Origin of the sequence: Halomonas dongshanensis, from assembly GCF_024790395.1 — a bacterium.
GTDB classification, from domain to species: domain Bacteria; phylum Pseudomonadota; class Gammaproteobacteria; order Pseudomonadales; family Halomonadaceae; genus Vreelandella; species Vreelandella dongshanensis.
Genome location: NZ_JAJISC010000010.1, coordinates 39,020 through 65,107 on the forward strand (window position 1 = coordinate 39,020; position 26,088 = coordinate 65,107).

General features: G+C 61.5%; 21 protein-coding genes. 12 read left to right on the top strand and 9 right to left on the bottom strand.

Annotated features, from left to right (window positions below; genetic code table 11):
• Nucleotides 1-11 precede the first annotated feature (11 nt).
• Nucleotides 12-1,055 carry an LLM class flavin-dependent oxidoreductase gene (locus LLY24_RS17615; protein ID WP_259037623.1) on the top strand — a complete coding sequence of 348 codons (1,044 nt, stop codon included), beginning with the start codon at nucleotides 12-14 and terminating at the stop codon, nucleotides 1,053-1,055.
• A gap of 55 nt (nucleotides 1,056-1,110) precedes the next feature.
• Complete coding sequence (locus LLY24_RS17620) at nucleotides 1,111-2,574, top strand: NAD-dependent succinate-semialdehyde dehydrogenase (RefSeq protein ID WP_259037624.1); 1,464 nt, start codon at nucleotides 1,111-1,113, stop codon at nucleotides 2,572-2,574.
• A gap of 56 nt (nucleotides 2,575-2,630) precedes the next feature.
• Here LLY24_RS17620 and LLY24_RS17625 read toward each other — a convergent pair whose 3' ends face one another.
• The 8 genes from LLY24_RS17625 to purU all read right to left on the bottom strand — a co-directional run bounded on the left by LLY24_RS17625 (nucleotide 2,631) and on the right by purU (nucleotide 11,237).
• Complete coding sequence (locus LLY24_RS17625; protein WP_259037625.1) at nucleotides 2,631-3,248, bottom strand: helix-turn-helix domain-containing protein; 618 nt, start codon at nucleotides 3,246-3,248, stop codon at nucleotides 2,631-2,633.
• Between the two features lie 188 nt (nucleotides 3,249-3,436).
• Nucleotides 3,437-4,219, bottom strand: coding sequence for an IclR family transcriptional regulator (locus tag LLY24_RS17630; RefSeq protein WP_259037626.1), 783 nt, complete (start codon nucleotides 4,217-4,219; stop codon nucleotides 3,437-3,439).
• Between the two features lie 23 nt (nucleotides 4,220-4,242).
• Nucleotides 4,243-4,935, bottom strand: a complete 693-nt coding sequence (locus tag LLY24_RS17635) for an aminomethyltransferase family protein (RefSeq protein ID WP_259037627.1) — start codon at nucleotides 4,933-4,935, stop codon at nucleotides 4,243-4,245.
• 3 nt (nucleotides 4,936-4,938) lie between these two features.
• The gene (locus LLY24_RS17640; protein WP_259037628.1) at nucleotides 4,939-7,887 is read right to left on the bottom strand and encodes a 2Fe-2S iron-sulfur cluster-binding protein; all 2,949 of its coding nucleotides are present in this window, start codon (nucleotides 7,885-7,887) and stop codon (nucleotides 4,939-4,941) included.
• The gene (locus tag LLY24_RS17645) at nucleotides 7,884-8,180 is read right to left on the bottom strand and encodes a sarcosine oxidase subunit delta (RefSeq protein ID WP_259037629.1); all 297 of its coding nucleotides are present in this window, start codon (nucleotides 8,178-8,180) and stop codon (nucleotides 7,884-7,886) included. Before LLY24_RS17645 ends, LLY24_RS17640 begins: the two co-directional genes overlap by 4 nt.
• A 16-nt stretch (nucleotides 8,181-8,196) precedes the next feature.
• Nucleotides 8,197-9,435: an FAD-dependent oxidoreductase gene (locus LLY24_RS17650; protein WP_259037630.1), complete on the bottom strand. Its 1,239-nt coding sequence runs from the start codon at nucleotides 9,433-9,435 to the stop codon at nucleotides 8,197-8,199.
• 33 nt (nucleotides 9,436-9,468) lie between these two features.
• On the bottom strand, nucleotides 9,469-10,374 hold the full coding sequence (gene folD, locus LLY24_RS17655) for a bifunctional methylenetetrahydrofolate dehydrogenase/methenyltetrahydrofolate cyclohydrolase FolD (protein WP_259037631.1): 906 nt from the start codon (nucleotides 10,372-10,374) through the stop codon (nucleotides 9,469-9,471).
• Entirely contained in the window at nucleotides 10,371-11,237 is an 867-nt protein-coding gene (gene purU / locus LLY24_RS17660) for a formyltetrahydrofolate deformylase (RefSeq protein WP_259037632.1), read from the bottom strand. The genes folD and purU overlap by 4 nt, the downstream gene beginning before the upstream one ends.
• Nucleotides 11,238-11,769: 532 nt before the next feature.
• Here purU and glnT point away from each other — a divergent pair.
• The 6 genes from glnT (at nucleotide 11,770) to LLY24_RS17690 (ending at nucleotide 18,254) form a co-directional block, all read left to right on the top strand.
• Nucleotides 11,770-13,104, top strand: coding sequence for a type III glutamate--ammonia ligase (gene glnT / locus LLY24_RS17665; RefSeq protein ID WP_259037633.1), 1,335 nt, complete (start codon nucleotides 11,770-11,772; stop codon nucleotides 13,102-13,104).
• Between the two features lie 45 nt (nucleotides 13,105-13,149).
• A complete protein-coding gene (locus tag LLY24_RS17670; protein ID WP_259037634.1) occupies nucleotides 13,150-14,064 on the top strand; it encodes a class II glutamine amidotransferase in 915 nt (304 codons plus the stop codon).
• Nucleotides 14,065-14,066: 2 nt separating this feature from the next.
• A complete protein-coding gene (locus tag LLY24_RS17675; RefSeq protein WP_259037635.1) occupies nucleotides 14,067-14,744 on the top strand; it encodes a GltB/FmdC/FwdC-like GXGXG domain-containing protein in 678 nt (225 codons plus the stop codon).
• Nucleotides 14,745-14,787: 43 nt separating this feature from the next.
• The gene (locus LLY24_RS17680) at nucleotides 14,788-16,113 is read left to right on the top strand and encodes an FMN-binding glutamate synthase family protein (RefSeq protein ID WP_259037636.1); all 1,326 of its coding nucleotides are present in this window, start codon (nucleotides 14,788-14,790) and stop codon (nucleotides 16,111-16,113) included.
• A gap of 352 nt (nucleotides 16,114-16,465) precedes the next feature.
• Nucleotides 16,466-17,797, top strand: coding sequence for an ammonium transporter (amt, locus tag LLY24_RS17685; RefSeq protein ID WP_259037637.1), 1,332 nt, complete (start codon nucleotides 16,466-16,468; stop codon nucleotides 17,795-17,797).
• 100 nt (nucleotides 17,798-17,897) lie between these two features.
• Entirely contained in the window at nucleotides 17,898-18,254 is a 357-nt protein-coding gene (locus LLY24_RS17690; RefSeq protein WP_259037638.1) for a RidA family protein, read from the top strand.
• Nucleotides 18,255-18,343: 89 nt separating this feature from the next.
• Here the strand turns inward: LLY24_RS17690 and LLY24_RS17695 are convergent, their stop codons facing one another.
• Nucleotides 18,344-19,453: a pyridoxal phosphate-dependent aminotransferase gene (locus LLY24_RS17695; protein ID WP_259037639.1), complete on the bottom strand. Its 1,110-nt coding sequence runs from the start codon at nucleotides 19,451-19,453 to the stop codon at nucleotides 18,344-18,346.
• A gap of 74 nt (nucleotides 19,454-19,527) precedes the next feature.
• On the opposite strand from LLY24_RS17695, the gene LLY24_RS17700 reads away from it, so the two are divergent.
• Genes LLY24_RS17700 through LLY24_RS17715 form a run of 4 tightly spaced genes read left to right on the top strand, consistent with a single transcriptional unit; the run spans nucleotide 19,528 to nucleotide 25,980 of the window.
• Nucleotides 19,528-23,223 carry an ATP-binding protein gene (locus tag LLY24_RS17700; RefSeq protein WP_259037640.1) on the top strand — a complete coding sequence of 1,232 codons (3,696 nt, stop codon included), beginning with the start codon at nucleotides 19,528-19,530 and terminating at the stop codon, nucleotides 23,221-23,223.
• A 29-nt stretch (nucleotides 23,224-23,252) separates the two neighbouring features.
• On the top strand, nucleotides 23,253-23,876 hold the full coding sequence (locus tag LLY24_RS17705; RefSeq protein ID WP_345799666.1) for a hypothetical protein: 624 nt from the start codon (nucleotides 23,253-23,255) through the stop codon (nucleotides 23,874-23,876).
• Nucleotides 23,873-25,117 carry an SET domain-containing protein gene (locus LLY24_RS17710; protein WP_259037642.1) on the top strand — a complete coding sequence of 415 codons (1,245 nt, stop codon included), beginning with the start codon at nucleotides 23,873-23,875 and terminating at the stop codon, nucleotides 25,115-25,117. Before LLY24_RS17705 ends, LLY24_RS17710 begins: the two co-directional genes overlap by 4 nt.
• Complete coding sequence (locus LLY24_RS17715; RefSeq protein WP_259037643.1) at nucleotides 25,114-25,980, top strand: DUF7281 domain-containing protein; 867 nt, start codon at nucleotides 25,114-25,116, stop codon at nucleotides 25,978-25,980. The genes LLY24_RS17710 and LLY24_RS17715 overlap by 4 nt, the downstream gene beginning before the upstream one ends.
• Nucleotides 25,981-26,088 lie beyond the last annotated feature (108 nt).

A 26,088-nucleotide genomic window follows, 5' to 3' on the forward strand; every position in this document is an offset into this window, starting at 1 on the left:
GAGAAGTGAACATGCAGTTTTCTCTATTCGTGCACATGGAACGCTATAGCGATCAGCCTTCACATCGTCAGCTTTTCGAAGAGCTGTGCGAGCTGGTGAAAATCGCCGAAGCGGGCGGCTTTCGTACGGCGTGGATCGGCGAGCACCATGGCATGCAGTACACCTCATCGCCCAGCCCCGTTGCGCAGCTGGCTTACCTGGCGGCCAAGACCGAGAAGATTCGCCTTGGGGCGGGCACCTTCGTGGCACCCTTCTGGGACCCCATTCGCTTGGCAGGCGAGGCCGCACTGCTGGACGTGATCAGCAACGGCCGTTTGGAGTTCGGCATCGCTCGAGGCGCCTATCAGTTCGAGTTCGACCGGCTGGTCGATGGCATGTCCGCCGCCGATGGCGGTAAGGCGCTGCGTGAAATGATCCCGGCGCTGCAGGGGCTGTGGGCGGGCGACTACGCCCACGAAGGCGAGGTGTACAACTTCCCCATGACCACCAGCGTGCCGCAGCCGGTTCAAGGGCCGCGCCCGCCGATCTGGATTGCCGCGCGCGATCCCAACTCGCACGACTTCGCGGTCAAGAGCAACTGCAACGTGATGGTCACCGCGTTGATGAAGGGCGATGAAGAGGTGGAGGACCTGGCCAACAAGTTCAACGTCGCTTGCGCCAACCATCCTGATGTCTCGCGCCCCGACCTCATGCTGCTGCGTCACACCTATGTTCACGAAGAGAGCGACCCCGAAGGCTGGCGTAAAGGCGCCGAGGCGCTGAACCTGTTCTATCGCTACTTCCTTGCCTGGTTCAAGAACGACCAGCCCGGTAAAGGCGGCTTCTTCGATCCGGCGCCCCCCGAGGCGGTGGCCGACAACCCCGAGTTCAGCCTCGAAAGCCTGCGTCGCAACATGATGGTTGGCACGCCTAGTGAGATCGTCGAGCGCCTGAAACAGTACGAGAAACTGGGCTTCACCGAGTACAGCTTCTGGACCGACAACACCTTGCCGTTCGAAGAAAAAAAGCGCTCGCTGGAGCTCTTCATCCGTGAGGTCGTACCGCACTTTCGTTGAGCCTCGCTTGCGATCACACGCGATACCGCTCTGAGCCAACTCGGGAAGATGACACATGACATTAACGCTTAACGATCCGAGCCTTCTGCAGACGCACGCCTATATCGACGGGCAGTGGGTCGAAGGCACCGATGGCGCCCGCTTCGACGTCCTCAATCCGGCCACCGGCGAGCGCATCGCTCAGGTGGCAAGCGTCGGCGTTGCCGAAACCCGGCGCGCCATCGAAGCCGCCGAGCGTGCTTTGTCCGCCTGGCAAGCCAAGACGGCGAAAGAGCGCAGTACGCTGCTGCGCCGCTGGCACGACCTGATGCTGGCGCACCAGGAAGATCTGGCGCTGATCATGACCAGCGAGCAGGGCAAGCCGTTGGCCGAGGCGCGGGGCGAAGTCGCCTATGGCGCCTCCTATATCGAGTGGTTCGCCGAAGAGGGGCGACGCACCTACGGCGACGTGATTCCCTCGGTTGCCAACGACCGCCGGCTGCTTGCCATCAAGCAGCCGGTGGGCGTGGTCGCGGCCATCACGCCGTGGAACTTCCCCAACGCCATGCTGGCGCGTAAGGCTGCTCCGGCGCTGGCGGCAGGCTGCACGTTCGTCATGAAACCTGCCTCCGAAACGCCGCTTTCGGCGCTGGCCATGGTGGTGCTCGCCGAGCGCGCGGGTATTCCGCCGGGCGTGATCAACCTGGTCGCGGGAGAGCGCTCCTCCGAGATCGGCGGTGAGCTGACCGCCAACCCACGGGTGCGCAAGGTGTCGTTCACCGGGTCGACGGCGATCGGCAAGCTACTGCTCAAGCAGTGCGCCGATACGGTCAAAAAGGCCTCGATGGAGCTTGGCGGCAACGCCCCGGTACTGATCTTCGATGACGCCGATCTCGACGAAGCCGTTGCTGGCGCCTTGGCCTCCAAGTACCGCAACGCCGGGCAGACCTGCATCTGCGCCAACCGTATCCTCGTTCAGAGCAGTATCTACGACGTCTTCGTCGAGAAGTTCACCGCGGCCGTCGAAGGGCTGAAACTGGGTAACGGAACCGAAGAGGGCGTCACCATCGGGCCGCTGATTCACGCTAAAGCGGCGAAGAACGTTCACGCCATGGTCACTGAAGCGCTGGAGCAGGGCGCCAAGGTAGCCACCGGCGGGCAGATCGACGAGCGCGGCGAGTGTTTCTACACCCCCACGGTGCTGACCCATGTCAACCGCGACATGCGCGTCTTTCGCGATGAGATCTTTGGCCCCGTGGCGCCGATCTTCCGCTTCGAGGACGAAGCCGATGCCGTCGCCATGGCCAACGACACCGAGGTGGGCCTGGCTTCGTACCTCTATACCCGCGATCTCGGCCGCGCCTGGCGCGTCTCCGAGCGCCTGGAGTACGGCATGGTCGGCGTCAACGAGGTCGGCATCTCCAGTGAGGTCGTTCCCTTCGGCGGCATCAAGGAGTCGGGGCTTGGCCGCGAAGGCTCCAAATATGGCCTCGATGACTACATGGAGATCAAGTACATCTGTATGGGGGGATTGAGCTAAGGGTAACGGGCGAGGCGTCATGGGCGCCTCGTCTCTGTTTGGGGCTACGTTATGGTTCAGCGCTGCTCATCGTCATCGTAGTGAATGATCGAGAGTAGCCGGATGGGGACTTCGAGCAGCGTCTCAGGGCCATGGGGCACGGCGGCATCGAAAGCTAGGCTGTCGCCTGGACCCATGGTGTAGAAGTGCTGGCCATGGCGATAGATCAAACGGCCTTCGAGTAGGTAGATGAACTCGTGCCCTGCGTGGCTGAAGTTGGGGAATACTTCGCTGGCATCGTCCATGGTGATCAAGAAGGGCTCGTAGCGCTTCTTGGGCCCCTGGTTATAGCTCAATAGCTGGTAGGTGTGCCCCACTTCGGTGCCGGTGCGTACGACCTCAAGCCCCTCGCCCGATTTGACGTGCTGTGCACCGCGCCCGCCCAGATCGAAGTCGCTGAATAGCTGCGAAATCGGCAAGCCCACGGCGGTACATAAACGGTGCAGCGTATCCAAACTGGTCGACACCTGGGCATTTTCGACTTTACTGACCATGCCCTGGCTGACCCCAGCGATACGCGCGACATCGGATATCTTATAACCCTGTGAAACGCGTTTGCGCTTGAGTGCTCGGGCGATGTGCTGCTCCATGCTCAGGCGCGTTTGTTGTTTGTCAGTGGTGATCTTATCGTTCATGGCCCCGCCAGCTTCCCTAACGCCTGGTGAGGGCGCGTACGTCGATATCACACGGCATTGCTGCCGTGGACAGCATAGCGGTTCGGCTTGCTGAGTGCATCATCGCTGCTTTCTGCCTCTGCCCACGTTGATGTGACGGGCGCGTCTTCACCTATCCGATACACTTTCACCTTTTCCTTTCGCCCCCCTCAAGCGCTCTGCGCCTTACCCAATTCAAACGAGATCTTCTCAGCCGTTCTGGTCAGCTGCGCTGTGAGTCCTTGGCGGTAGCGTTCGTCGCCCATCAGGGTATCGGGACCAGAAACGTTGATGGCTGCAACGACTTGGCCCCGGTAGTTGCTCAGGCCCGTGGCGATCGCCGTAGCGTAGTCCGAACGGTGTACTACCTTGCCGTTGCGGCGGTCGGCGGCGATCACGCTCTTGAGTTCGGGAAGGGTGCGCGGCGCCGGGGGCGGATAGTCATCCAAGCGCACGTCGCGGTAGAGCGCGTCGAGCTGGCGCTCGCTGAGATCCGTCAGCAGCACGCGGCCCATGGCGCAGCTATGGCACGCGATGCGGGTGCCTATGGGCACGTTGACCGATAGGCGCTGGGAGGCAAAAGCGCGATGCACGTAAACGGCTTCGCGGCCTTCGCGCACGCTAAGGTGGCACGACATCGACACGCTATCGCGCAGCTCGCTCAGGTGCGGCATGGCGATCTCCACGATGTCGCGACTGGCGAGGTAGTTGAAGCCGTTGGAGATGACCTGCGGCCCCAGCTGATAGGTGTTTTTGGCCACTTTATCCAGGTAGCGCATCTCGGTCAGGGTCGTGACGATACGGTAGATGGACGAGGTGGTAACACCCAGGGCATCCGCGAACTCTTGAGTCGTCAGCACGCGTCGGCGCTGGTCGAAGAGTTCGATAATTCGTAGCCCCCGCTGTAAGGCGGGGACCGTATAGTCGTTCTCTTTTCCGCTTAGGTACGCCATATGAGCGCCTCCGTATGCGTCGATCATCCCGCAATGGCGAGATAATCCATCAGCCCAAGACGCGCGCCGTCGAACTCGTCGATGGCATCTTCCAGCACCGACCAGAGGTAGGTAGCGGAGGCGCTATCCATCAACAGATAAAAGCAGGGGCGTGATGCGGTGCTGGCGTTGATCACGATGGCGTTGATTCGGGCAACCGAGGTCTGCGCCACGCCTCCCACGGGGAAAGCTGCTGGCGAGAGGTCGACGCCGCAGAGCTTGGCCATGACCTCGGCGACGCAGTGTCCCGTCAGCGCCAGCCAGCCGTGGGTATCCTGGCGGGGAAGCAAGTAGCAGCCGGGCCCTGGCCTCAACGGCTGCTCGCTATCGGCCCAGGGCGAAGGCGTCAGGCTTGGGGCACCGAGCAGCAGGAACTCGCTGGCAGAGAGCTGGGCGATCAGGCTTCCCTCCGGCTGAAAAGAGGCGGTATTGGGCCGCTCGGGAAGGCAATACCCCTGTTGTATCAGCGCCTGAGCGGCGTTAGGGCCGCGCAGGCCCAAGCGCGGCAGGGCACTTGCGTCCAGCAGGGCGCAGCGGTCGAGCTGACCGCGCCTTGCGTTGGCTGCGTCGGGCGTTGCGGCGGCAAGGGTATAGCCGTTGAGATGCACAACGTCGTCATCGGCTTTCAGGGTAGGCGTAAGCGGCGTTCGTTTGGCGGTGAAGATCGCGTGGGGCATGGCTCACAGCTCCTGACGCTGGTTGTCGGGATCGAAGAAAGGCAGTGCAACGACGTCTGCCGTCACCGTTTCTCCCCCTTCGGTACGAATGGTGATGCGCTGACCGGGCTCGCCGCGCTCTGGGGCGGCATAGGCCAGGCCGATGATGGCGTCGAGCGTGGGCGAGTATTCGCACGAGGTGACGTTGCCGCTGATGCGTTCACCCTCCAGTACCAAGTGGCCTTCCAGTGGTTTGGCGCTGGTAGAGGGGAGGCGAAAGCCGACCAGCCGCCGCAGAGGAGGGTGGCTGTGTAGAATGTCCACCGCGCGGCGGCCGACGAAGAAAGGCTTGGTGCGGTTGACCGCCCAGCCCATGTTGATCTCGAAGGGATGACTCATGCCATCGGTGTCCTGGCCGATGATCACGTGACCTTTTTCCAGGCGCAAAAGGCGCTGCGCCTCCACGCCAAAGGGACGCAGTTCAAGATCCTTGCCCGCTTCCATCAGCGTATCCCAGAGGTATTCGCCGTAGCGCGAAGGGACGTGCAGCTCAAAGCCGAGCTCGCCGACGAAGCCGACGCGGAGCAAATAGGCGGGCGCCTCCCCGATGAAACCTTCGCGCAGCCCCAGATAAGGGAAGGCCTCGGCGGAGAGGTCGACGCCCGTGCAAACCCGTTCCAATAGCTGTCTTGCGAGCGGCCCCGCGACATTGACGGCGGCATAGGCCGAGGTAACGTTGGCGATATCCACGTCGAGGCGCCACTGAGCGTTCCACTGCAGCATGCTCTGATAGACGCGCCCAACGCCGCTTGTGGTGGCGGTGACGTAGAAGTGATCCTCGGCAAGCCGACAGGAGACGCCATCGTCGATCACCACGCCCTGCTCGTTGGTCATGGCAGCGTAGCGCGTACGTCCAATGGGCTGCTTGAGAAAGCCGAAGGTATAGATGCGGTTGATGAACTCGGCGGCATCCGGGCCGCGTACTTCGATACCGCCCAAGGTGGAGACATCGATGATGCCGACCTTTTCGCGCACGTGGCGCGCCTCCTCCTGCTGGCAGCGCAGGCGCTCCAGCGTCCCCGCGCGGCTGGGGTAGTACGCCGGACGTTGCCAATCTCCGGCGGGCATCATGTGTGCCCCAAGTTCGACGTGGCGGCGATGCATCGGCGTTTGCCGGAAAGGATCGAAGTGACGCCCGGCCAAATGCGCCAGGGTCTCGGCGGCAAACGGCGGCCTTGCCGTGGTGACGCCGGTGTCGCTGACGCTTCGTTCGGTGGCTGCGGCCACCAAGCGCGCGGTCGGCAGCGCCGAGTGACGCCCTTGAGAGGGGCCCATGCCCACGGTCGAGAAGCGTTTGACCAGCTGGACATCGCGGTAGCCGTGGCGCGTGGCATTGATGATATCGGCGATCTGCAGATCCTCGTCGAAATCGACGAACTCCTTGCCCTTGGGGTGAGCGAACATCGGCCAGGGGTAATTGACCTGCTCGAGCGCTCCCTTGGGCGCATCGAGTACATCGACCTGATGGCCGAGGTCTCGCAGCGCCTGAGTGGCGGCGCGGGCGCCATCGTGGACGACCCGATCAAGCGCGTGGAAGCCGTTGGCCGAGCCTGCCACATAGAGACGTTTGGGGAGCCCAGAAATAGCGAATTGGGCCGTCTCATCGCAGTAGCTGAGCTTGCCTCCGGCTTGGCACAGAAGCTGATAGGCGGGCATGTAGCCTGCGCTCATGCAGACCACGTCGCAGGCGATGTCGGTACGTGCCTCGCCGACTTCTCCGCGTCCGGCAATCGGGCGCAGCTCGACGCCGGTCACGCGGTGATGTGCCTTGGCGTGGTGGGCCTCGAAAATGGTGTGCTCGCGATAGCGCGCGATCCCCTGAGCCTCGACGGCATCGCCTAGCTTTGTCTCGTTGGGCGCGGCGCGCATATCGACCAGCGCGGCCACCTCGACGCCCTGCTCGACGAGATCCAGGGCTGCGAGGTAGCCATCGTCGTTGCCTGTTAGCACGACGGCGCGCTGGCCGGGTTTGATGGCGTAGTGGCGCATCAAACGCTGTGCGGCGCTGGCGAGCATGATGCCGGGCAGATCGTTGTTACGGAAGATAGCGGGCTGATCGAACGCACCCGAGGCAACGATGCACGCTTTAGCGCGCACCTTGTAAAGGCGCCTGCCCTGGATGACGGGCAGGTAGTGGTCCTTGAACCAGCCATTGCAGGTGGCGTTACACAGCAGACGAATGTTGTCGTGCGCCTCCACTTCAGCCACAAGATCGTCAAGAAGCCGTTCTGAGGGCGCCGTGTCGGTGGCGAAGCGAGCGTAGGTGAGCGCGCCGCCAAGCTCGGGCTCTTGCTCGATGAGCAGCACGCGGGCGCCCCCATCGGCAGCCGTGAGCGCGGCCTTGAGACCTGCAGGGCCGCTGCCAACGACGGCTACATCAGCGAACAGATAGGCCTTGTCGTGGTAGCCCGCGTCGGCATCGAGATCAAAGACGCCCAGCCCTGCTTTCTTGCGAATCAGCGGCTCCCAGTACTTCCACACTCCTTTAGGCTTGTAAAAAGCGCGGTAGTAGAACCCGACCGGCATGAACTTGGCCAAGGCGCCTAGCTTCATGTCACGGTCGGCATCGAGGCTACCGGCGTAGTTCTGGCCGTAGACGCTCAAGCCCTCGGTTAGCGGCTGTGTATCGGCCAGCACGTTGGGCTCATCGGGCAGCTGTACCAGCGTATTGGCGTCCTGGCCTGCAAGGGTTAGCGGGCCACGCGGGCGGTGGTACTTGAACGAGCGCGACAGCAGATAACGGCCGTTGGCGATCAGCGCGCTGGCAAGGGTATCCCCCGCGTAGCCAGCATAAGGCGTGCCTTCGAATTGAAAGCGTCGTGGCGCTTGGCGATCGATCCGCCGTCCCATGGGGGCTGCAAGGCGGTCGGTGGCGGTATCATGCAAAGCGGCGGGCGGTTCATAGCGGTTCATGGACGCGCCTCCGTGGCAGTGAACGTCACGCGATGGGTAAATATTTCCTTGGGATCGAAGGTGCGCAGGACCTCATCGGTCACGGTATGGCGCTCGGCCAAGAACCAGTAGCTGCTAGCGACGTGCATCCACCACTCGGTGACCACACCGGCGGTATTGTCGCTGTAGAAAACGTAGTCGGCCCACTCGCGGTCACTGCAGGACTCAGGCGACGGCATTTCCTTGAGTTCGCCGCCGTAGATAAATTCGCTGATATTGCGTGGCCCGTTGAGCGGGCAGTGCATGAGCTTCATGGAAGTTGCCCTTAATTCAGTGGCTGGCGGCAGTGGCGCCCATCTCGTTGATTTGGCGGAAGTGGTCGAAGCGCTCCAAACAGAAGGGCGCGATCAGCTCCGGCGTTTTGCCGGTGGCGATCAGCTCGGCCATCGTTTTGCCGCAGATCGGCGTCGCCTTGAACCCCCAGGTGCCCCAACCGGCGTCGAGATAGTAGTTTTGCACTGGGCTTGCACCCATGATCGGGCTGTAGTCCGGCGTCATATCGGTAATACCGGCCCACTGGCGCATGAGCTTGGCCTTGGCGAGAAACGGGAACATCTCGATCCCGCTGGTGATCAAGCTCTCTTTTAGATCGAGGGTCGAGCGGGTGTTGTAGAGCGGGTAGGGGTCGGAGCCGCCGCCGAAGACCACTTCCCCACGGCTGGTCTGCTGGACATAGCAGTGCAGCGCCGAGGAACTGACCAGTGGGTCGAGAAACGGCTTCACTGGCTGGGTCACCATGGCCTGGAGCGGATAACTCACAACCGGCAGGCGAAAGCCCGCCTTGCGTGCCATCGTCGAGCTGTGCCCGGCGACGGCCTGAATGGCGCAGCCGCAGCGAATCGCGCCGCGGTTGGTCTTGACCCCAGTCAAGCGGCCATTTTCGATCACCACGTCCTCGACGCTGGTCAGCTGGTGAATCTCCACGCCGCGCTTGGCCGCCTCCTTGGCGTACCCCCAGGCCACCGCATCGTGGCGCGCGGTGGCGCCATCGCGATGCCAAAGCCCCGCCAGCACCGGTAAGTGGCCTGGATCCAGGTTGAGCGTGGGAACCAGTTCGCGAATCTGTTGGCGGTCGATCATCTCCGTACGCCCACCGAAGTGCTTGTTGACCTCGGCGCGCTGGCGAAAGGCGCGCACGGCCCCATCGGTGTGAGCTAGCGTCAACTGGCCACGCTCGGAGTACATGATGTTGAAATCGAACTCATTGGAGAGCTGCTGGAACAGGCGAACGGATTCGCTATAGAACCGAACGCCCTCCGAGGTGAGGTAGTTAGAGCGAATGACGGCAGTGTTGCGTGCCGTGTTACCGCCGCCCAGGTAGGCTTTTTCGAGCACGGCCACGTCGGTAATGCCGTGGTACTTGGCCAGATAATAGGCGATGGCCAGGCCGTGGCCGCCGCCACCGATGATGACCACGTCATAGGAGGACTTAAGCGCCTTGGGGGGCGGAATGTCCACTTCGGCCGGGTAGCGCGAAGAGAGACCGTATTTGAGCAGACCAAATGGCATGGTAGGGCTCCCGGATCAGGTCGAAGGGTCAGATCAGAAAAGGGCCAGGCTTTCAGCGCTTGCGTGCTGCAGGCGCGTGGCCTTAAGGGTGTTGTGCATGAGCAGGGCGATGGTCATCGGGCCGACGCCACCGGGCACCGGCGTAATGGCGCTGGCGATGAGCGCGACGCTGGCGAAATCGACATCGCCGACTAGACGTGTCTTGCCGTCGTGCTGTTGGCGACGGTTGATGCCGACATCGATGACCACCGCACCGGGCTTGATCCAACGAGCGTCTACCATCTCGGGCCGACCAACGGCCACGACGACGATATCCGCCTGCCGGGCGAGGGCTTCGGGCGCAACGCTACGTGAGTGAATCACCGACACCGAGCAGTGCTCGGCGAGTAGCAGCGCCGCCATGGGTTTACCAACGATGTTGGAGCGCCCGATAACGACGGCGTGCTTGCCTGCAAGATCGCCGCACTGCTGTTTTAACAGCTGCAAGCAGCCCGTGGGCGTACAGGGGGCGAGGGCATCGCGCCCCTGGATCAGGCCGCCGACGTTCTCGACATGAAAGCCGTCGACGTCTTTGCGTGGGTCGATCGCTTGTAGCACCGCGTGCTCGTCGATGGTGGCGGGAAGCGGCAGCTGGACCAGGATGCCGTTGATCTCAGGGTCGGCGTTGAGCTTGGCCAGCAGCGTCAGTAGCTCTGCCTGCTTTAGGGTGTCGTCGAAGCGGTACTCGAAAGAGCGAATGCCCACGGCTTCGGCTTTGCGCATTTTATTGCGCACATAGACCTGGCTGGCCGGATCTTCTCCCACCAGCACCACGGCTAGCCCTGGAGTGATGCCCTCTTGGCGTAGCGCCTGGCTTTGGCGCTCGACGTCGGCAAGTACCCGCTCGGCGCAGGCGCGGCCGTCGATCAGCGTTGCGGCGGTCGTTTCTTGGGCGCTCATTGGAAAATCACCGTTTTGTTTTGATCCAGGAAAACGCGATGTTCCAGGTGATACTTAAGCGCCCTGGAGAGTGCGATGGTCTCGGTGTTGCGCCCCACGGCGACGAGATCTTCGGGACGATAGGTGTGATCGACGCGCTGCACTTCTTGGTCGATGATCGGTCCTTCGTCGAGATCGGAGGTGACGTAATGCGCCGTCGCGCCTATCAGCTTGACGCCGCGCTCGTGCGCCTGATGGTAGGGCTTGGCACCCTTGAAGCCGGGAAGAAAGGAGTGGTGAATATTGATGGCGCGGCCAGATAGTTGCTGGCACAGCTCGTCAGACAGTATTTGCATGTAGCGCGCCAGTACCACGAGCTCGGTTTGGGTCTCTTCGACGATCGCCATCAACGCCGCTTCTTGCTGCTTCTTGTTCTGCTTGTCCACCGGCAGGTAGACGAATCGAATGCCCTCGCGCTCGGCCATGGGGCGCAGGTCCAGATGGTTGGAGACGACGGCGGTGATATCCATCTTCAACTCACCCTTGCCGACCCGATACAGCAAATCACTCAGGCAGTGGTCGAACTTGCTCACCATCAGCAATACGCGCATGGGCGATTCTGAGCTGCGAATCTTCCACTCCATGTCGTATGCGTCGGCGATACCTTGGAAGTCGTTGCATAGCGTTTCGATGGCCGGTGCGCTGCCTGCATTGAAACGAAACTTGGCACGCAGGAAGAAACGTTCGAGTTCCTCGTCGTCATATTGAGAGAGTTCACTGATATAGCAGTTGTTCTCACTCAGATAAGAGCTAACGGCGGCAATGATGCCCGAGCGGGCAGGGCAGGAAACGCGAAGAATGTAGCTGTCGTCTAACGGGGTCACCTTTTCCTCCTGGAATGCCTTGATGAGACACTGGAATTTATTTAAATCGATGTTTTATATTGGTTTTATTTTACATTAGGCATCGATTTGAGAGTTCGTTTATTCCCCTGGGGAATTTTATCTTCCGTTTGGTCAAGCAAGTTGCCTGCCAACTGGGCGCATATCGGCTGAAAATTAAATATAAAAATTTAAATCCATAAAAAAACATGAGATTAGCGGTAAGCATTTTTTACATACTTAGTGATTCATATATAAAAACTCTTATTCACTTTTATTTAATGCACTTGTTTGGTGATTTTTTATTAAAGATGCACGTTAAAAGTGCGAGCGAGGATGTTTGTGTTGCATTCTTTAGTAGACGCAAAGGCCAATAAATTTGTAATTAAAAAAATTAAAAATATTTAAATCATTAGTTTAGCTGTATCTCAAAGAAGGTTTTCAGCGCTCTAGAAGACAACTTGGCATACCAAGTGCTTTTCTTTTCGAGAAATATACTTTCTTGGAAGGAATTATTGAGGGTGAGGGTAATCCTATGACGCCGGAAGCCGCCGTTAAGTACTTGAATGATCACGATATACGCTATTTGCTCGCACAGTTTGTCGACATCCACGGAGCCGCCAAAACCAAATCCGTACCGGCCAACTGCCTTATGGATGTGGTGGAAAAAGGCGCTGGGTTTGCAGGCTTTGCCGTGGCCGGGCTTGGAATGCAGCCCCACGGCCCTGACTTCATTGCGCGCGGCGATCTCGCTTCGCTGTCGCTCGTGCCTTGGCAGCCGCACTACGCGCGCATTGCGTGCTGTGGCTACGTCAACGATGTACCTCACCCGCTGGATAGCCGAGTGGTGCTGATGCGCCAGCTCGAACGCTTGAGTGATCGTGGCTGGACGCTCAATACCGGCCTCGAGCCCGAGTTTTCGCTGTTCCGACGCGGCCCGTCCGGCGAGCTATTGCCGGTAGATGAAAGCGATACCCTGGCCAAGCCCTGCTACGACTACAAAGGGCTCTCGCGCTCGCGTGAGTTTCTAGAGCGCTTGGTCGAAGCGCTTCAGCGCGTGGACTTCGATGTCTATCAAATCGATCACGAAGACGCTAACGGCCAGTTCGAAATCAATTACACCTACAGCGATGCCCTGACCTCGTCGGATCGCTTTACCTTCGTGCGTATGGCGGCCGGTGAAATCGCCAACGAGCTGGGTATGGTGTGCTCCTTTATGCCCAAGCCCCATGCCGCCAAGCCGGGTAACGGCATGCATTTTCACCTCTCGATTGCCGATGCCGAGGGTAACAACGTCTTCGGTGACGATAGCGACCCACAAGGGATGGGGCTTTCGTCTACGGCCTATCACTTCCTGGGCGGGCTTTTGCATCACGCCAAAGCGCTATGTGCCTTCGCCGCGCCCACGGTCAACTCCTACAAGCGCTTGGTCGCAGGCGGCTCGGCGAGCGGCGCTACCTGGGCGCCGGTGTTCATCGCCTACGGCGACAACAACCGCTCGGCCATGGTGCGCGTACCTTATGGGCGTTTGGAGTTCCGGTTGCCGGATGCGGGCTGTAACCCCTATTTGGTACACGCGGCCTTGATCGCGGCAGGGCTCGATGGAGTGGACCGCAAGCTCGATCCAGGTAAGGCGAAAAACGTCAATTTATACGAGCTCTCTCCCGCCCAGTGCCAGGAGAACGGCATCGGCATTCTGCCGCAGTCGCTGAAAGAGGCGCTCGATGCGCTCGAAGGTGACGGCGTATTGCGCGAGGGGCTTGGCAGCGAAATTTGCGATGAATTCATCAAGGTAAAGCGCGAAGAGTGGGCAGATTACAGCCGCCAGGTGTGCGATTGGGAAATCCAGCGCTACGCCGAATTTTTCTAGCGCTTAGACACGCGCGTGCGTTGATACATTCTGTGAGGTGACATCATGTGTGGAATTGTCGGGCTTTATTTGAAAAATCAGAAGCTTGAAAGCGATCTGGGAGCGTTGTTCGCGCCCATGCTGGAGGCCATGACCGACCGTGGGCCGGATAGCGCTGGCTTTGCCGTATACGGCGACGAGTATGCATCAGGCATCAAGCTTACCCTTCAAGGCGATGCGGCGATGGACTGGGAGGCGCTGGCTAAGCGTTTTGAGAGCACGCTGGGCCCCGTCGATGGTTGGTTCACCAATGCCGATGTGGGCGTGTTCAAACTGGGCGTCGATGAGCGTTTCGCGCTCGCTTGGTTAGCCGAGAACGCCCCCGAGGTGCGCGTGCTGAGCGCGGGTCAAAGCATCGAAATCCTGAAGGGGGTAGGGCTTCCGAACGACGTGGCTGAACGCTATGGCCTGGCGGGAATGAAGGGTAGTCACGCCATTGGCCACACCCGGATGGCCACCGAAAGCGCGGTGACGCTGGAAGGCAGTCATCCTTTCTCCACGGGGCTCGATCTGTGTTTGGTCCACAACGGCTCGCTCTCTAATCACAACTGGCTACGCAGCAAGCTCAAGCGCGCGGGTATCAGCTTCAAGACCGATAACGATTCCGAAGTTGCCGCTGGGTATCTGACATGGCGCATGGCAAAAGGTGACTCTCTCACCCAGGCGCTCAAAGGCGCTCTCAACGATCTGGATGGTTTTTTCACCTTTACCGTGGGTACTCAAGACGGCTTTGCTGTAGTGCGCGATCCCATCGCCTGTAAGCCCGCCGTCATCGCCGAAACCGACGACTATGTCGTCATGGCGTCGGAGTACCGCGCCCTGGCCAAGCTGCCGGGAATCGACAAGGCGCGGGTGTGGGAGCCTGAGCCTGGCAAGATTTATGTATGGGAACGCAGTGTGGCTAACGTGGAGGCAGCATAACGATGACGACCTATGATCTTTCGACCGATAGCCTACGCGCGCTCAATCAGGCCCTACATGAAGAAGAAATCAGTGCACGCGAATGGCGCATTACTCATCCCGACGGGGCGCACAACATCGCCTGCGGCGTCAACGACGCGCTGTGTATCGATATCGATGGTCATGTCGGCTACTACTGCGCGGGCATGAACCAAAAAGCCCAGATCACCATTCACGGTAACGCTGGCGTGGGCGTGGCCGAAAATATGATGTCGGGCTGCGTGCGGATCAAAGGTGATGCCTCCCAGTCGGCGGGCGCCACGGCGCATGGCGGGCTATTGGTGATCGAAGGCAATGCGTCGGCGCGCTGCGGCATCTCGATGAAGGGCGTGGATATCGTCGTTAAAGGCAATATCGGACCCATGAGCGCCTTTATGGGACAAGCCGGTAACTTGGTCGTGTGTGGCGATGCCGGTGAGGCTTTGGGCGATTCGCTGTACGAGGTGCATATCTACGTCAAAGGCGAGGTCGCCTCGCTTGGCGCCGACTGTGTGCAAAAGGAGATGCGCCAAGAGCACGTCGATGAGCTGGCGCAGCTGCTGAGCCGCGCCGGGCTCGATGACGATCCGGCCAGCTTCAAGCGCTACGGCTCCGCCCGCGAGCTCTATAACTTCAAAGTCGACAACGCCACCGCCTACTAAGCAGGGCGCGTTTAGGGTCAATGGAATTTCAGGAGCGTTCATTATGACCGATACAGTTTTCAACCCCGCCCTGCGTGAATCGGCAACGTTCGGGCGCGATGTCATCGCCGAGATTCAGCGCGCTGCCGATACCGGCATCTACGACATTCGTGGCTGGGGCGCCAAGCGTAAGGTGCCTCACTTCGATGACCTGCTGTTTCTTGGAGCGAGCATGTCGCGTTATCCGTTGGAAGGCTACCGCGAGAAGTGCGGTACCGAGGTGACGCTAGGCACGCGCTACGCCAAGAAGCCCATCGTCATCGATACCCCGGTGACCATTGCGGGTATGAGCTTCGGCGCGCTCTCTGCGCAAGCCAAAGAGGCATTAGGTCGCGGCGCTTCGGAAGTAGGCACCTCGACCACGACCGGCGATGGCGGCATGACCGCTGAAGAGCGTGGTCAATCGTCCAAGCTGGTTTATCAGTATCTGCCTTCGCGTTACGGCATGAATCCTGACGATCTACGCAAGGCCGATGCCATCGAAGTGGTGCTGGGGCAGGGAGCCAAGCCAGGCGGCGGTGGCATGCTGCTGGGGCAAAAAATCTCGGATCGCGTAGCCGCCATGCGCACGCTGCCCAAAGGCATCGACCAGCGTAGCGCCTGCCGTCACCCTGATTGGACCGGCCCTGACGATTTGGCGATCAAGATTGCCGAACTGCGTGAAATCACCGACTGGCAGGTGCCGATCTACATTAAAGTGGGTGCAACGCGTACCTATTACGATGTGAAATTGGCGGTCAAGGCCGGTGCCGACGTCGTGGTGCTGGATGGCATGCAGGGCGGCACCGCTGCAACGCAGGATGTCTTCATTGAGCATGTGGGTATTCCAACCATGGCAGCGATCCCTCAAGCCACCCAGGCACTGCAAGAGATGGGCGTGCATCGCGAGGTTCAGCTCATCGTGTCAGGCGGTATTCGTAACGGCGCCGATGTCGCCAAAGCCATCGCGCTAGGTGCCGATGCCGTCGCTATCGGCACGGCAGCGCTGATCGCTTTGGGCGATAACCATCCGCGCTTCGAGGAGGAGTACCGTAAGATCGGTTCGGCAGCGGGCTTTTACGATGACTTTCAGGAGGGTAAGTGCCCCGCCGGCATCTCCACGCAGGACCCCGCGCTCAGCCAGCGTCTGGACCCAGTGGCGGCAGGCAAACGCCTAGCCAACTACCTGCGTGTCATGACCCTGGAGGCGCAGACGCTGGCGCGTGCCTGCGGTAAATCGCACCTGCACAACCTGGAGCCCGAAGATCTGGTGGCGCTGAACGTCGAAGCGGCTGCCATGGCGCGCGTGCCGCTAGCGGGTACCAACTGGGTGCCTGGTCAAGCGTACTGATCCGCCACTTCACTCTATCACTTCACTCCATCCCTTCAATTGGGGTGGTTCTACCCCTCTCCTTCGCTTGGCCCTCATGCACGCATGGGGGCTTTTTTGTAATTTCAGCGCCGCTTCTTTGCTTTCATCGGCGCTTGATCTCGCCGTTTTATATTTGAAAACAGTAATTTAATCCTCTGCTTCGTTATGGGCTGTTGGCGTTGTGTTTTGCACCGCTTTAGGGAACCAAGCGTTTTCTCACGGGGTTAAGCTAACGGTGGATAAGAACTTTTATTTATTGGCACGAAACGTGCTGAGAGAACGGGAGGAACGCAAACAACAAAAGGATGTGACCTAACAAGGGGGCTTCACAATGAATGACAGCGTTTTGGAAATATCCTACGCCTTGGATACCTTTTACTTTCTCGTCTGTACGGCCTTCGTCATGTTCATGGCGTGTGGTTTTGCCATGCTGGAGTCGGGGCTGGTCAGATCGAAGAACACCGTCGAAATACTCACCAAGAACGCGCTGCTCTACTCGGTGGCGTGTATCGTCTACCTCATCATCGGTTACAACATCATGTATCCGGCGGCGCCGTTGAGCGGCTTTATTCCTGGTCTAGAGCTCTTCTTGGGTAGCGACAATACCCTGGCCGATATCGCCGCAGGCGAAGACGCGCCTTACTACTCGTCGATGGCAGATTTCATCTTCCAGGCCGTGTTTGCGGCAGCGACCATGTCGATCGTCTCCGGGGCCATCGCCGAGCGAATGAAGCTGTGGCCGTTTTTGCTCTTTGCCGTGTTCATGGTAGCGGTCATTTATCCGGTCAGCGGTTATTGGAAGTGGGGCGGGGGCTTTCTCGACGTGCTCGGTTTCCAGGATTTCGCCGGTTCAGTGGTGGTGCACATGGCGGGGGCATCAGCGGCGCTGGCGGCGGTACTGTTGGTGGGCGCGCGCAAGGGGCGCTATAGCGCCAACGGCCAGTCGCGAGCCATTCCCGGTGCCAATCTCCCCATCGCCATGCTGGGCATGTTCATTTTGTGGATGGGGTGGTTTGGCTTCAACGGCGGCTCGATGTTGAAAATCGCCAGCCTCGACGATGCCAACGCGGTAGCGCGTATTTTCGTCAATACCAACATGGCGGCAGCGGCAGGGATGGTGACGGCGGCTCTGCTGTATCGGCTCAAATTCGGCAAGGTCGACATGACCATGGTCATCAATGGCGCACTGGCGGGACTGGTTTCGATCACTGCCGAGCCCTTGATGCCGACACCCGAGCTGGCCGTTCTCATTGGCGCTGTGGGTGGTGTCGTTGTTGTCTTCTCGGTATTGGCGCTCGACCGCGTGAAAATCGACGACCCCGTCGGGGCTATTTCCGTCCACGGCAGCGCTGGCATCTGGGGCATCGTGGCCGTCGTACTAAGCAACCCTGACGCTACTCTGGCAACGCAGCTCGTGGGCACCCTGGTCATCTTTGCCTGGATGTTCGGCGCCAGCTTCCTGGTGCTCTGGTGCATCAAAAAGAGTGTGGGCTTGCGTGTCAGCGAGGAAGAAGAGCTCGAAGGCATGGACCTTCACGAATGCGGTATGTCGGCTTACCCCGAATTCGTTGCCTTCCAGGGCCAAGCAAGTGGCACACCTCACGCCACCCCCCGCGATGCCGTCGGTGACACCGTACCGCTCTCGAAACCGGCGCTGCGTTGATGCTAAGTACGATAGGCGGTCTGACACATGACATTACGCAAGCATTTCAAGGCTAACTATCGTACTCTTGAGACCCATTCCTATTTTAAAGAGAGACAACATGGGTGTTACCTATCAGGAAAGCAATGCACGCATGAGCCAAGTGGCGATCCACAACGGCACCGTATACTTGGCCGGTCAGGTACCTAGTGATGGTACTGCCGACATGGCAGGCCAGACCGAGCAGGTACTAGCGCGTATCGACCAGCTGCTGGCGCAGGCGGGTACGTCCAAGGAGCATCTGATCGCGGCTCAGGTCTGGGTGACCGATATGGGCCAATTCGATCAGATGAATGCCGTATGGGATGCTTGGGTCGTGCCCGGTCGTCCGCCGGTACGCGCAGCGGTAGAAGCCAAGCTCGCTCGTCCCGAGTTCAAGGTCGAAATCATGGTAACGGCCGCGCTACCGCAGGTCTGACCTTCATTGCGCTCGAGAACGTAACGATACACCGAATCCCAGCGTAGGCTGGGGTTCGGTGTTTTAGGGCCCGGTATTAAGCGTATTCGTCAGCGGGCGTTCTGAATAGCCTGTTCTAGTGCGTCCAAACGCCCAGGCGTCAGCGCCTCCTCTACAGCGGTGATGCGGATCACGTTGGCAAGCGCTGGATGCGCAAGCCGCGCGACCAGTACGCCTTCAGCCAAGAGCGCTTGATGTATCTCGGCGGCAAGCTCCGCGCTTGCCAAGCGAATGCCGACGAAATTGGTGGCACTTGGGAGCACGTCAGCGCCCAGGGCACGAAAGTGCGCGGTGAGACGCTCCCTGCGCGCTTTTACGTCGTGGATGTGCTGATTCACTTCCTCCATGTGGTCGAGCACCACTTCGGCGGCGGCCTGAGTAAAGGAAGATACCGCGTAGTGAATACGCACTTTCATCATCATGGCGAGCACGGCGGCCTCGGCAATGGCGTAGCCTATGCGCAGCCCTGCCATGCCATGGGCTTTGGAGAGCGTGCGCAGGCGAATCACTCCCGGTAGCGCCCGAGCGGAAAACTCGCTTCCCGCATCGTCGCGAAAATCGCCGTAGGCCTCGTCGAGAAGCAACCAGCAGGTGTCAGGCAGCGTCTCACGCAGCGTCAGAATGGCGTCGTCATCGTGCAGGTGGCCGCTGGGGTTGTCCGGGTTGGCGAGATAGACGAGGCGGGCGCCCTCTCGATGCGCAGCCGCTGCCAGCGCTTCCAGATCCGGCGCGAGCACCCCCGGCGCTTCGCGGTAGGCAGGTTCGACAAGGCGGCAGCCCTGGCCTTGAGCGAAGTAACCGAAGGTTGGATAAGTGCCCGCGGTACACACAACGCTATCGCCGACACCGCAGGTCGTACGCAGAGCCAGAGCAATCAGGCTATCGGCACCGGCATCCACCAGCATTTCGTCGAGGGCGATGCCCTGCTGCTGGCTTAACCGCTGGCGCACACCCAGCGCCTCGACATCCCCATAGCAGTAGGCATGCTCGGCCGCTGCATCGCCAAAGTGCGCGCGCAGGGCGCGATGCGGCATATCGAGCCCTTCGTTGGAGCCCAACCGATGCGGAATCTCGCGCCCCAGGCGCCGCTCCAGCGCCTTGATGCCGGGAAAAGGGTTGGCGGGGCCTTCATTGAGTAAATGAGCGGGATAGCGGGGCATGACGTCTCCTCGAACAATGCCTTAGACTGGCAGCATCATACTGTCAGTAAACATGCTTGACCAAGGGACACCCCATGGCACACCTGCTACGCATCGTGATGATTCACGGCCACCTGGAGGGGGTGGTCGAGCTGAGTGTGGATGGCCACACCAACATCTGCGGTACCAACGCCTCGGGCAAGACCACGCTGCAGCGGCTGGTGCCGGTGTTTTACGGCGAACTGCCCAACAAGGTGGTGCCGAAGACGCGGATGAAGTTCGATGCGTTCTATCTACCGCATCGCAACAGCTACCTTATCTACGAATACCGCCGCGAATCCGGCGCGCTGTGCCAGGCGGTGTTGACCCGCAAGGCAGAAGGCGGGGTGGAGTATCGCTTCGTCGCCGCGCCTTACGCCCCGGAGGACTACCTCATCGAAGGCGACAAAGGCGCGGTAGCGCTGGAGTACGCTCAGTGGGCCAACGGTTTGCGGCGGCGCAACGTTTCTATCTCCTCGAAGCTTTCGGCCACCTCCGAGTACCGCGCGGTCATCCAGAACGACTTCACCCCGACGCCAGGGTTGGCCATGCACGGCAACCGCAAGGAGGCGTTAAAGCTTCGCCAGCTCGCCGCCCAATATAGCCTGGTGGCGCCGGAGCACCGCATTCGGCATATCGAAAAGCTGGTCTCGGCGGTGCACGCCAAAGAGGGCAAGATGGACACCCTCAAGACCATGCTGGCGGCGATCTTCGAAGAGGATGGCGTGGAGCTGCCGGTGACCCGCATCCGCAGCGCCAAGGCGCGCGAGTGGATCAACCAGATGCGTCAGTCGATGCGCCTGGAGCCGCTGCAGCGCGCGCTATCCCGGCTCAACGAGATCGACGGCGAGCTTGCCCACCTCGATACCACGCTCTGGCAGCTAAGGCCTCAGCTCGACGCCGATGCCAGCCGCACCGAGCGCGCCCTGGCCGATATCGACGCCGAGCGCGCCGAGCGCCAGCGCACCTTCGACGACGAAAAAAACACCTACGAGCAGGCCCGCGACGCCCGTAACGAAGAGCTCAGCGCTCTGGAGAGCGAGCTCAAGCAGGCCCAGCGCGACTTGAGCGACTTGCAGCAGCAGTTCGAAGCCTATGAGGCTGCCGACATGCCCGCGCTCTCGCGCGATCTCGATGCCTTGCCGCAAAAGCGCGAGCAGTTAGAGCAGTTGCAAGGCCATCTACGCACGCTGCAGGAGGCCGTGCAGGCAAGCCAGGCGCGCAAGGAGGAGCACCTGCGTGAGCTGGGCGACACCCTGGCTCGCCAGCGCGAAGAGGCCCAAGCGCTGATGGAGGCGTTGATGGAGGAGAAGGCCGCGCGCAAAGAGGCTCAGTGGGAGGCCCAGCGTGCCCTCGATGCTCGCCACCAGGCCGAGCGCGACGCCACCGAGGCAGGCTTTCAAGCCCAGTTGGCCGAAGGCGGCGAAGCGCTTGCCGAGCTCAAGGCAGCGCTAAGCCACGGTGGGCCAACGGCGGAGGAGAGCGAAGAAGCGGCGCTGGCCCAGGCGCGCCTCGATCAGGCCCAGAACGAGAGCCGCGCCGCCGCATTTCAGCTGGAGAGCCTGCGCCGCGAGCGCGACGCCTTGAAACACGAGCGCGACACCGCCGATACCGCCCACCGCGAGGCCAGACACGCCCTGCACGAGGCCCAGCGCCATAGCCAAGCGCTGCACCAGCAGCGCGACCCGGCCCAGGGCACGCTGCGCCACTTTCTGCGCTACCACGTACCGGGCTGGGAGCAGCGCCTGGGTAAGGTGATTGCCCCGGACTTGCTGGCGCGGCGCGACCTGGCTCCTGTCTTTGAGGAGCGAAAAGAAGAAGAGGGCGGCGCCAGCATCTACGGCGTCGCGCTCGATCTTAACGCCATCGCCCCGCCGGACTACGCCCAGGAAGAAGCCAGCCTGCTGGCCGCGATAGAAGCCGCCGCCGACGCAGTAGTCCGCGCCGAAGCGCTCGAGGCCAGCGCCGAGAAGCAGCTCAAGCGCCAGAGCGAGCGCCTGGCCGGGGCCGAGGAGGCCCTGAGCCAGGCGCAGCGTGGGCTCAAGCGAGCCGAAGAGGAGATTGACTACGCTCAGCAGGCCCGCCACCAGTGCCAGGAGCGCCATCGTGCCGCTCTTGATGCCCGCAAGCGCGAGCGCCAGGCGGCACTGGATGAACGCCAGGCGCTGCAGCAAGCGCTGCAAGACGAGCGCCAAGCCGCCCTGGATGCGCTCAGCGCCGCCTACCGCGCCGAAGCGCTCGAAGCCAAGGCCGATGCCGAAGGCCAGCTCGAAAGCCTGGATCGCCAGATCGATCAGTACCGCCAGCAGCAGGTAGCGCTCAAGGCGGAGTATCAGCGTCAGTGCGAAGAGCTCGAGCAGGCATTCGATCGCGAGCTCGCCGATCAGGGCGTCGACCCCGTCACCCTGCGCGACACCCGCGCGCGGCTGAGTGAGCTCGAGCGCCACATTCGCCAAACGGCAGCGCGTCAGGAGGAGCTCGATGACTACCGCCGCTTCATGCGCGTGAGCTGGGGGCAGCGCAAGCCCGAGCTGATCGAGCAGGAGAGCCGGGTGACCCGCCAGCGCGACGACGCCAAGCGCCAGCGCGATCAAGCGCAGCAGCGCTTCCAGGCCACCAAGGCGGAGCATCAGCGCCAGACGAACGCCCTCGACGCCCAGCGCCGGGAGCACGCCGAGCTCTTGAACGAGCTGACCCCGCTGTTGAAACAGCTGGAGGAGCTTGCGCTATCTGCCGATGCCACGCCGCAAAGCGCACCCACCGGCGACCCCGCCGAGCGCCTGGCCCGCACGCGCCAGGCCTTGGCCCAGCGCGCCCAGGAGCGCGACGCCCTGCGCAAGGGCTGCCAAGAGGTGGAAAGCCAACTGATCAAGGGCGCCAGCGCCAGCTTCGTCGAGGCGCTGGAGAGCGAGCGCGCACGCCTCGATGATCCAGACGAGCCCCGCGCGCTGCTGCCGATTCTCGCGGGTATGCTTACTCTCCTCGAAGACCAGCAGCAACAGCTGGTGCAGCAGGGCCGTAACCTGAGCGACGACCTGGACAAGTTCTTCACCGTATTCAGCGACCTCAACCGGCGCATCAGCGCCCAGAGCAAGCGCCTATCCGATGAAGTGGCCGACGATCTCACCCTCGATGGCATCACCAAGGCCGAGGTGCGCATCCAATCCACCATCGACGAGCTGGGTTTCTGGGAGCCGCTCAAGCTCTTCGCTCAGCGCTACCGTCAGTGGCGCGATTCCGGCCAGGCGCTGCCCAGCGACGACTACCTCAACGCCCTCAATGACGTGGTCGATCTACTGCGTCAGGATCAGTCCTACAGCTTCGAAAGCCTGCTGCGCCTGGAGCTTCACCTGAACGAAGGTGGCACCGATCTGGTCATCCGCAACGACCGCCAACTGCTCGAATCCTCCAGCCACGGCATGGCCTACCTGATTCTGTGCAAGTTCCTGCTCGCCTTCACACGGCTCTTGCGCGGGCGCGCCGCCATTGCCATCCACTGGCCCATCGACGAGATCGGCACGCTCGCCTATCACAACGTCGAGAAGCTGTTCGAGGCCTGCGACAGCAACCGCATCCACATCGTCGGCGCCTTCCCCAACCCCGAGTCGGACGTGCTCATGCTGTTCCACAACCGCTATCTGATCGACCGCGACATCGAAGCACCCGGCACGCGACGACTGAAACGCATCGAACCACGCCTGAGCCGTCTGGCCGCGCGGCTCAAGGCGCAACGCGAGGAGGTGAACGCATGAACGATACCGAAAGCCCCCTTGACCAGAACATGCTGCTGCACGGCCCGCTGCTCGAACGCCTGCTGGCCGGCGAGTTCGTCTGCGCCGTGAGCGACGAAAGCGCTTTCCAGCGCTTGCAGGACGAGGCCCTGCGCGATGCCCTGGATACCTACCTGCGCCCGCTCAACCGGCGGCTGGCGAGCAACGCCGAGCAGAGCGTCTATTTTCTCGCCTGGCGCCAGTTGGACGACAGCGCCCGCGAGCAGCTCTCCCGCCAGCTCGGCGATGCCCTGAATAGCCTCTTACCGCTTTTGGAGTGGCTGCAACTGGTGCAGGAAGCCCTGGGGCGCGACAGCGTGCTGACCCCAGGCGATGTGCTCAAACCCGGCGAACTTCAGGCCAAGAGCGAGGACAACCCGAGCCTTCGCGAGCGCATCGAGCGCCTGGCCACGGATAGCTTCTTCGGCTCCCAGAGCGATCAGCTCGACGCTCAGATCAAGCAGGTGTTCAAACGCCTCAAAGAACACGGCTATCTGCTTCAGCCCCACGGTGAGCGCCAGGTGTATCTGGCCACCGGTAAGGTCGACTATCTGCTCGATCTCGTCCGCTTCATCCGTGACGAAGAGCGCCTGCCGGTCACCGAAGAGAGCGACGCCCAGGAGACGCTGCTGTGAGCCAGGCCACCCCGCTCGAAAGCCGCCTGGTCACGACCGGCGTTGAACGGCTAGCGCTGCTGGGCCGCCACGCCGAGGCGTTGATGCAGGGCTACACCCAAGAAGAAGTGCCGCTTGCCGGGCTCAGCGCCACTGCGCTACGGCGGCTTTTGGCGGCGCGCATCGTCTGGCGGCCCGACGAGCAGGGCGGGGTCAAGCTCACGCCCAAGGTGCGCGAGCTGATCGCCGAGATGACCGCCGACGAAGCCCGCCGCCACGTCAACGCCGACGTGGCCGAAGCCTTGGAGCGCCTGCGCAGCTTGGTCGCCAGCTACCGCGAATCCAGCGCGCGCGGCGACTACTGGCAGCAGGAACAACAGCTTCTGCGCCTGCGCCAATCGGTAGACGACATGAACGGGCGCTTTTTCGATGCCATCGATAGCCTTTGGCAGCGCCTGAATAGCGATTTCGGCTTCGTCAGCAAGCTAAGCGACAAGGTGCGCGAGAACGGCCGCGCTCAGAAGCAGGTGGTGCGCCTGCTCGACGGCCTGGAACTGATCGATTTCGACGAGCTGATTCAGCTCGTCGGCCGCGATGGCACCCTGCGCAAGCTGCTGGTCAGCCAGCTTCAACAGCAGGTCAGCCAGCACTACACCAGCCTGCGCGAAGTGCAGCAGCGCTTGATCGAACTCATGGCGCGCTTTCGCAAGATGCAGGCGCGAAGCCGCCTGGTGGCGGGCATGGAGGCCTTTCTGCGCGAGCACCCGGGGTTTACTCCTGGCAACTACGCCCAGCGCAGCGATGTGCCCATTCTGTGCAATCGTGCCGCTCCTCTCGTGGCGGCCGGTTCCGTAGCGTTAGACCGCAGTCAGGACCTGCCGACGCTGAGCGCGCTGGTGAGCCAACTGCCCACGCCCAGCCGCCCGGCGCAGGTAGCCAGCGCCGCCGCGCCCGCCCAGCAGAGCGAAGACGCCGCCGTGGCCGCCCGCCAACAGGCGCTCAAGGAGGATGTCGAAGGCTTCTACCTCGCAGTGGTCGACCGCGATGAACCCGCGCCCCACAGCGCGCTGGATTACCTGGCCGAGCGTGCCCTCGGCTGGCCCGATGAGATCTGGCTGTTCCAGGTCATCGCCGAATACCAGGGCCTGCCGCGCAGCGAACAGCAGGCGTTTCGCTTGCTGCCCGAGGAAGAGAAGGCCGCCGACTACAACGACGTGCGCCTGATTCGCGATGTGGCGCTACAACTGGCGGTCGCGCCATGAACCTGCCCGGCCGCGCCCGCGCCGGGCTCAACGAGGTACAGCGCCTTTTGCGTCAGCAAGCCAGCGTCGAACGCCCCCGGCGCGAGTGGGTGGGCGATCTCATTGCATGGTGCCGCCAGTACGACATCGAACTTGGCACCCGCCTTAGCGCCAAAGCACTGCGCTTCGACGCCGAACTGCTTCAGCAAATCGATACCGTACTCGCCAGCGCCCGGCTGGCACCGCTTGGCCGCGCACTCGGCGGCCTGCCCAGCAGCGCCCAGGCAAAAGCGGGCATGGAGGAAAATAAAGCCACCCGCGAAGGCCCCCGCGCCTGGCGCGTGCTGCTCAACCTGCCGCCCCAACCTGCCCAAGGCCTTGGCTCTGACGCGCGCAGCATTCGCGACGTAGATGTCAGAAGCCTCACGCTGGGCGCCTTTGGCGCTCTCGTTCAGGTCGAAAACCTAGACAGTTTCTACACCTTCGACCCCACCATCTCCGCCCTGCGCGGCTACGCCCATCCGCTGGTCATCTACCGCGGCGACAGCCACTACGGCCAAGGCTTCCACCACCTAACCGACACCTGGCGCAAAACCCGCCGCCCCCACCTCTATCTAGGCGACTTCGACGCCAAAGGCGTCACCCTCGCACTCGACAGCGGCGCCACGCATCTAATACTCCCCAACATCGATTGGCTCACCGAGCACGCCACACCGCTACACCAACCCGCCGAACAGCTCCCTTTCCAACGCCGCCTACGGCAGTTGCATGTAACGCTGGAACCTCAGCACCCGCTTGCATCTTATTTGGCGTTGCTAGAAAAACAGCGTGGGTTGCGGCAGCAGTGGTTTGAAGGGGAGATGGTGTGTGTCGGGCTGGGCTAAAACGCTACGTCTATAGAAAAGCTGGCGCAGTTGGTGGAAAGCACTGATGGCATAGTTAGCTGGCAGTCGGCTAATCAAAGCGCCAGGTAAAGCAAGCGGGCACGCGAA